The 7,614-nt window shown below is 73.0% G+C and carries 5 protein-coding genes; 1 reads left to right on the top strand and 4 read right to left on the bottom strand.

The genetic code is table 11. The features are described from left to right. The 4 genes from LG634_RS37160 to ccrA form a co-directional block, all read right to left on the bottom strand. The coding region (locus tag LG634_RS37160; protein WP_226740928.1) for a type I polyketide synthase at positions 1-3,073 on the bottom strand (3,073 nt) is incomplete at its 3' end. Positions 3,074-3,347: 274 nt separating this feature from the next. Next, positions 3,348-4,235, bottom strand: a complete 888-nt coding sequence (locus LG634_RS37155) for a 3-hydroxybutyryl-CoA dehydrogenase (protein WP_264204080.1) — start codon at positions 4,233-4,235, stop codon at positions 3,348-3,350. After that, complete coding sequence (locus LG634_RS37150; RefSeq protein WP_226740926.1) at positions 4,232-5,257, bottom strand: 3-oxoacyl-ACP synthase III family protein; 1,026 nt, start codon at positions 5,255-5,257, stop codon at positions 4,232-4,234. Before LG634_RS37150 ends, LG634_RS37155 begins: the two co-directional genes overlap by 4 nt. A gap of 1 nt (position 5,258) precedes the next feature. After that, the gene (ccrA, locus tag LG634_RS37145; protein WP_226740924.1) at positions 5,259-6,602 is read right to left on the bottom strand and encodes a crotonyl-CoA carboxylase/reductase; all 1,344 of its coding nucleotides are present in this window, start codon (positions 6,600-6,602) and stop codon (positions 5,259-5,261) included. Between the two features lie 286 nt (positions 6,603-6,888). Here ccrA and LG634_RS37140 point away from each other — a divergent pair, with 286 nt between their 5' ends. After that, positions 6,889-7,350 (top strand): GNAT family N-acetyltransferase, encoded by a 462-nt coding sequence (locus LG634_RS37140; RefSeq protein ID WP_226740922.1) that lies wholly within the window; start codon positions 6,889-6,891, stop codon positions 7,348-7,350. Positions 7,351-7,614: the final 264 nt, after the last annotated feature.

Below are 7,614 nucleotides of genomic sequence, written 5' to 3'. Positions count from 1 at the left end.
TGGTGTCCTGCGCATCCAGCAGCTCCGCGCGGAGCAGCCGGACGACGGCCTCGCCGGTCGGGTGGTCGAACACCAGCGTCGACGGCAGGGCCACACCCGCCGCACCGGCCAGCCGGTTGCGGAACTCGACGGCCGTCAGCGAATCGAAGCCCAGCTCCTTGAAGGTCCGGGCGAGGTCGACGGCCGCCGCCGACGTGTACTCCAGCACCGCCGCGACCTGCTCTGCGACCAGTGCGGCGAGTTCACGCTCCCGCTCGCCCTCGGACAGGCCGGCCAGCCGGGAACCGAAACCGGAACGCTCGGGCGAAGGCTCCTGCTGGTCCGGCGCCGGCACGGCAGCCGGCGGCACCGGGGCAGCGACGGCCCCGGCCGCGGCATCCCCGGCCGCGACCGCGGCGGGCTCCGCCAGCCAGAACCGCTCCCGCTGGAAGGCGTACGTCGGCAGCACCACCCGCGAGCCCCCGGGTGAACCAGCGGCCCCCGCCCAGTCCACCGGCGTGCCGTGCACGTGCAGCCGGGCCAGCGCGGAAGCGAGCGTCCGGCCCTCCGGGCGAGAGGCCCGTACCACCGGCACGAACAGTGCCGACTCGTCACTCACGCAGTCCCGGCCCATCGCGGACAGCACCGCGTCCGGGCCCACCTCGACGAACACCCGGGCGCCGAGCTCCTCCAGCGCAGCCGCGCCGGACCGGAAGCGGACGGCGTCGCGGGCATGCCGCACCCAGTGACCGGGCGTGGCGATCACGGCCGCGTCGACAGCCGTGCCGGTCACGCAGGAGACCACCGTGAGCTGCGGCGCGTGGTACGTCAGGCGCTCCGCGACCGACCGGAACTCCGCCAGCATCGGGTCCATGTGGGGGGAGTGGAAGGCGTGGCTGACCTGCAGCCGGCTCGTCTTGCGGCCCCGGTCCCGCCAGCGCCCGGCGATCTCCAGCACCGCGCCCTCGTCGCCTGCGATCACGGTGGACCGAGGGCCGTTGACGGCGGCCACCGCGACCGTGTCGGCGCGGCCCGCCAGGTCGGGCAGGACCTCCTCCTCGGACGCCTGGACGGCGACCATCGCTCCGCCTTCCGGAAGCTGCTGCATCAGCCGGCCGCGCGCCGCGACGAGCGTGCACGCGTCCGCCAGGGACAGCACGCCCGCCGCATGGGCGGCGGCGATCTCGCCGACCGAATGCCCGAGCACCAGTGCGGGGGCGACCCCCCAGTGGACCAGCAGCCGGTGCAGCGCCACCTCGAAGGCGAAGACCGCCGGCTGGGTGTACGCGGTCCGGTGCAGCAGCGCCGCGTCCGCGGAGCCGTCCTCGGCGAACATCACGGCGCGCAGCGGCCGGTCGAGCTCCGGGTCGAGCAGGGCCCAGACCTCGTCCAGGGCGCGGGCGAACACCGGCTGGGAGACGTACAGTTCGCGTCCCATGCCCGGGTGCTGACTGCCCTGCCCGGTGAACAGGAACGCGGTGACGGCTCCCGGCACGGACTTCCCGGTCTGCACGGTGCCGCCGGGTGCGCCGTCGGCCAGTGCGCGGAGTGCCGTCCGCAGCGCCTCCGGGTCGTCGGCGAGCACCGCTGCCCGGTGGACGAAGTGGGTGCGGGTCGTCGCAAGGGCGTGCACGAGGCGGTCGAGGGGCAGGTCCGGCCGTGCATCGAGATGCGTGAGCAGCCGGCCGGCCTGGGCCCGCAACGCGGCCTCGGAGCGGCCCGACAGGAGCACGGGGAGCCCGGCAGCCGCCGCCGGACGCTCGCCGGCGGTCTCCTCCGGCCTCCAGTCGGACAGGACGAGATGGCAGTTGGTACCCCCCATGCCGAAGGAGCTCACCCCGGCGAACACCGGACCCCCGCTGCCGGCGTCCCCGCCCGCCGCGTCCGCCCCGCCGCGCAGCGCCCGGGTCCGGGTGCTGACCTCGATGCCCAGGTCGGCCAGCGGGATCTGCGGGTGCGGACGTTCGAAGTTCAGCGAGGGCACGAGCGTTCCCTCGTGCAGGCACAGCACGGCCTTCACCAGTCCGGCGATGCCGGCCGCACCCTCCAGGTGCCCGATGCCGGTCTTGACGGAGCCGACGAGCAGCGGGTTGCCGTCCGGGCGGCCCGAACCCAGCACGGTACCGAGCGCGGCCGCCTCGACCGGGTCGCCGACCGGGGTCCCGGTACCGTGCAACTCCACGAACCGGACCTCGGCCGGGTCCACCCCGGCCTGCGCGTACGCCCGCCGCAGCACGTCCTCCTGAGCGGACCCGCGCGGGGTGGTCAGCGAGGGACCGCCGCCGTCGTTGTTCACGGCGCCACCGCGGATCACGGCGTACACCGTGTCCCCGTCGGCGAGCGCCGCATCCAGCCGCTTCAGGACGACCACGGCGCCGCCCTCGCCGCGGACGTAGCCGTCTGCGCGCTCGTCGAACGCGTACGTGACCCCCTCGGGGGACAGCGCCCCGAACCGTTCGGCGACGGTGAAGCCTTCCGGGAGCAGGTTCAGGCTGACCCCGCCCGCCAGCGCGATCCGGCTCTCCCCGGAGCGCAGGCTCTCGCACGCCAGCTGCACCGCCACCAGCGACGAGGACTGACCGGAGTCGACCACCAGGCTCGGCCCCTGCAGGCCCAGCACGTACGAGACGCGGTTGGCGATGATGCTGCGGCTGGTGCCCGTGATCGAGTGGTGCGTGACCGCGTCCGGGCCCAGCGCGTGCGCGAGCTTCGCGTAGTCGTCCCAGATCGCGCCGAGGAACACGCCGGCCGGGGTGTCCCGCAGCACGCCGGGCACGATTCCGGCGTGCTCCAGTGCCTCCCAGGCCAGTTCGAGGGCGAGGCGCTGCTGCGGGTCCATCGCCGTCGCCTCCCGCGGCGAGATCCCGAAGAACTCCGGGTCGAACCCGTCGACGGCGTCGAGATGGCCGGCCGGCCTGGTCACCGACCCGTCGGGCAGGCCGGGGCGGCCCCCGGCCAGCGGGCCGACCGCGCCGGCACCCTCCGTCAGCAGCCGCCAGAAGGCGGCCGGGTCGGGGGCGCCGGGGAAGCGGCAGGAAAGTCCGACAACGGCAAGGGAATCGTCCGGCACGGGGAACCCGGGACGGATGGCCATGTTCTTCGCTCCCTATCGGGGAAACAGCGCGCGGAAGGACGCCTCACACGCGGAAAGGTGCTGGATCAAGGACAGATGGGGCGCGCGGGCCCCCGGGTGCCGCCCCCGCACGGGCGGCACCCGGGGCCGGGCCCGCGGCGGCCCGGGCGTGGGGGAGACCCGGGCGTTGCGGTGGTCCGAGCGCGGCGGCTGGCCGTGACCCGGGCCCGTCTCCGTCTTCGGGATCAGGCGGGCTGATCCGGAAGACTCGGCCTGGCCGTAGTGGTGGAACCCGCTAGCCGTAGTGGTGGAACCCGCGGCCGGACTTCTTGCCCAGGAAGCCGCTCTCGACCATGCGCCGCAGCAGGGGCGGAGGCGCGTACAGCGGTTCCTTGAACTCCTCATACAGTGCCTCGGCGATCGACACGGTCGTGTCGAGACCGATCAGGTCGGCCAGGGCGAGCGGGCCGAGCGGGTGCGAACAGCCCAGCACCATCGCCCGGTCCACGGTTTCCGCGCTCGCCTGCCCGGAGTCGACCAGTCGGATCGCGGACAGCAGGTACGGGAACAGCAGGGAGTTCACGATGAAGCCGGCCCGGTCGGGGGCCCGCACCACCGACTTGCCGAGCGTGCCCGCCACGAAGGCCTCGGCCCGGTCCGTGGTGTCCGTCCCGGTGAGGACCGACTCGACGATCTCGACGAGCGGCAGTACCGGCACCGGGTTGAAGAAGTGGATGCCGACCACCCGCTCCGGCCGGGTCGTGGCCTTGGCCAGCCGGGCGATGGACAGCGACGACGTGTTGGAGGCGAGGATCGCGTCCGGTGCCTCGACGATCTTGTCGAGGGCGGCGAACACGTCGAGCTTCAGCTCCTCGTCCTCCTTGACGGCCTCGACGACGAGCTGCCGGTCGCCGAGGCTGCCGAGGTCGCGGGTGAAGGTGATGCGGCCGAGCGCCGCGTCGCGCTGCGCCGCGTCCAGCTTGCCCCGGGACACGGCACGGTCCAGGGACTTCGCGACCCGGGCCGGACCGGCCTCCAGGGACCGCTCCGAGGACACCGCGACGACCACGTCCAGTCCGGCCTTCGCGCACAGCTCGGCGATGCCGGCTCCCATGATCCCGCTGCCGACGACTCCGATCCGGTGCACGTCCGCCACCAGGCCCTCCGTACCGTCCACGGTCATGCCGCCACCCCCCAGCGGAGCAGTGCGGCACCGATCGACATGCCGCCGCCGAAGCCCGCGAGCAGCACCAGGTCGCCGGGTGCCAGTGCACCCGACCGGTGCGCCTCGTCCAGCGCCACCGGCACCGAAGCGCTGCCCACGTTGCCGTACCTCTGGAGGGTGCGGTGGGTGGTCGCCCGGGAGAGCCCGGACAGTTCCACGACCTCGCCCAGCATCACGCCGTTCGCCTGGTGCGGTACGAAGTGGTCCACCTGTTCCAGGCCGACGCCCAGCCGGTCCCCGAGGGACCGGAGGGCGGCCGGGACGTGCTCGGTGACGAAGTCCCGCACCCCGCGCCCGTTCATGCGGAAGAAGTGGCCGCCCTCGGCCACCGTGGCCGCGGAGGCCGGGTTGCGGCTGCCGCCCGCCTCGACCCGGATCAGGTCGTGGGCGTCGCCCCGGCTGGTCAGGTCGACACCGAGGATGCCGTACGGCTCCGCCACCGGGCCGACGACCGCGGCACCGGCCCCGTCGGCGAACAGCACCGCAGTGCGCCGGTCGCCGAAGTCGAGGATCCGCGAGTACAGGTCCGCGCCGATCACCAGCGCGTGGGCACCGGGGCGGCGCTCCGTCAGCGCGTGTGCGAGGTCCAGCGCGTAGACGAAGCCGCTGCACACCACGTTGACGTCGAAGCAGGCCGCCGCGTACGCGCCGAGCCCGTCCTGTACCAGGTACGAGGTCGGCGGCTGCGGGAAGTCGCCCGTCGAGGTGGACACGATCAGGTAGTCGATCCGGTCGGCGGTCAGGCCGGCCTGCGCCAGAGCCCGCTCGCCGGCCCGTACTGCGAGGTCGGACGTCGCCTCGTGGGGGGCTGCGTAGCGGCGGGAGACGATCTGCGTCTTGCGCTCGATCCATTCGGCCGTGACCCCGGCCCGGGCGGCGACCTCCTCGTTGCCCACCTCGTCCTTGGGCAGGTAGGAGCCGGTGGACAGGATGCCGATGGCCGGCCGGGCCGGTGCGCTGCTGGTCCTGTTGGCCGTCATGTCATGCCGCCCGGGCCGCGGACCGCAGCGGGTTGAGCCGGTCGGCTCCCAGGGCGGCTCGCCCCTCCGGGTCGGTGACGCCCAGACCCTCGCCGGGCGCCAGGCACAGTACGCCGACCTTTCCCAGATGACGGTTCTCCTGCACGAGCCGGGCCGCCTCGGACACGTCCGCCAGCGGGAACACCTCGGAGAGCACCGGGGAAAGGTGCCCGAGCCTGAAAAGGCGGTTGCATTCCGCCTGCTCCTGCAGATTCGCGGCGTGGCTGCCGACGATGCGCTTGAGGTTCATCCACAGATAGCGGTTGTCGAACTGGTGCTGATATCCGGTGCTGGAACCGCACGTCACCACGGTCCCGCCGCGCCGCACCACGAATACGGAAATTCCGAAGGTCGCCTGGCCGATGAAATCGAAGACGACGTGCGGGTCCTCGCCGACCGCGGCGCGGATGGCCCGGCCCAGCCGCTTGCCGAGCTCGATCGTCCGCTCGGGCGTGAGCGCGGCGTCGCCGCCGAGACCGATCTCGTTGCGGTTGATCACCACGTCGCAGCCGAGCCGGCGCAGCACCTCGGACTTCGCCTCCGAGCTGACCACGCCGACCGCGATGCCGCCCGCGTTCTTCACCATCTGGACGGCGTAGCCCCCCAGACCACCGGTCGCACCCCAGATCAGCACCACGTCGCCCTGCTTGATGCGGGCGCCCTTGTCGCTCACCAGCATCCGGTACGAGGTGGCGGCGGTCAGCAGGACGCTGGCCGACTCCTCCCAGGTCAGGTGGGCCGGCTTGGGCAGCAGCTGGCTGGCGCGGACCACCGTGTAGTCCGCCAGACCGCCGAAGTTCGTCTCGTAGCCCCAGATCCGCTGGCCCGACCCGAGCATGCCGTCCGCGTGGGTGGCCGGCTCCTGGTCGTCCACCTGGACGCAGCTGACCACGACGTGGTCGCCCGGGCGCCACTTGCGGACGCCCGCGCCGACCCGGACGACGACACCCGAGGCGTCCGATCCGATCACGTGGTACGGCAGGTCGTGGCGGGCGGCGTGGTCGCCCTCGCGGGCGAAGCGCTTCAGGAAATCGAAGGTCGGCACCGGCTCGAACGTCGCCGACCACACGGTGTTGTAGTTGATCGAACTGGCCATCACGGCGACGACGACCTCGTCCGGCGCGATGTCCGGCATCGGGACCTCGCCCACGTGGATCGACTTGCGCACGTCCTTGTCGGAAACCCCCTCGAACATTCCGAGGTCATCGGCACGGAGATGCGCGGCCCGGTACCGGTCCGGGAGTTCCAGTGCCGCCAATTCCTCGGGGCCGGCTCCCCGTAAAAGGGCGTCGGTCAAAGCAGGCATGCCAACCTCTCCTTCGGGTAGGCGGCTGCTTTGTCGCAGCAGCCGCCACTTCCGCAGGCTATGCAGGCCCGTCTTTCGGTCATACCCTTAACCGACCCCTAATCCGCACCCCAACCCCTATCCGACGGGACCCCGGTCCGGGGCACGGAGCCGGTGCGGGCGCACCCGCGTCCACTGGCCGTGGGGGCGTGACGGTGGGGCCGGTTTCGACGGGGTGGCAGGGGCGGTGGGGGAGCGGGTGCCGCATGATCGGGTGTCTTCCGTACCGATCGTGAAAGTGGGACCCATGCCGAACGGACCGCACGTACGCCCCGCCCGCGCCGAGGACTTCCCGCAGTGGCGCGTCCTCTACCGCGGCTACGCGGACTTCTACGGGGTCGCGCAGACGGAGGAGGCCGCCGAGCGGGTCTGGTCCTGGATCCACGACCCCGGTCACGAGGTGAACGCGCTGGTCGCCGAGGATGCCGACGGGCGGCTGGTCGGGCTCGCCCACTACCGGCCGTTCGCCCGGCCGCTGTCCGCCACTGTGGGGTGCTTCCTCGACGACCTGTTCGTCGCACCCGACAGCCGGGGGTCGGGGGCCGCGGACCTGTTGCTGGCGGCCCTCCGGGAGACCGCGGCCGAACGTGGCTGGAGCGTCGTCCGCTGGATCACGGCAGACGACAACCACCGGGCCCGGGCCAAGTACGACCAGGTCGCCACCCGCACGATGTGGATCACGTACGACATGACCCCACCTGCGCTCTGACATCCCGCCGGGCGGGTGGCCCCGGCCCCGTGCCGGGTCGGTTGCCCGCCGGCTGTAACAGCTCCACCCCGCTCGGGTCGGTTGCCCGCCGGGTGGGTCAGCTCCACCCTGTCCGGGTCGGTTGCCCGCCGGGTGGGGGAGCTCCACCCTGCTTGGGTTGGTTGCCCGCCGGGTGGGTCAGCTCCACCCCGCTCGGGCCGGCTGCCCGCCGCAGGGGCAAAATCCAGCCCCTCCGGCGTTTGTGGAGCGGGGTTTGGGGCGGAG

This window comes from Streptomyces bambusae, assembly GCF_020532645.1.
Lineage (GTDB): Bacteria > Actinomycetota > Actinomycetes > Streptomycetales > Streptomycetaceae > Streptomyces > Streptomyces bambusae.
Note: the sequence above shows the minus strand (reverse complement) of the source record. Positions and strands in the feature narration are given on the sequence as shown.

Bases quoted from the DNA above. Each gene is read 5' to 3' on its own strand.
- LG634_RS37155 (WP_264204080.1), bottom strand. From the start codon at position 4,235: ATGACCGTGGACGGTACGGAGGGCCTGGTGGCGGACGTGCACCGGATC.
- LG634_RS37150 (WP_226740926.1), bottom strand. From the start codon at position 5,257: ATGACGGCCAACAGGACCAGCAGCGCACCGGCCCGGCCGGCCATCGGC.
- ccrA (WP_226740924.1), bottom strand. From the start codon at position 6,602: ATGCCTGCTTTGACCGACGCCCTTTTACGGGGAGCCGGCCCCGAGGAA.
- LG634_RS37140 (WP_226740922.1), top strand. From the start codon at position 6,889: ATGCCGAACGGACCGCACGTACGCCCCGCCCGCGCCGAGGACTTCCCG.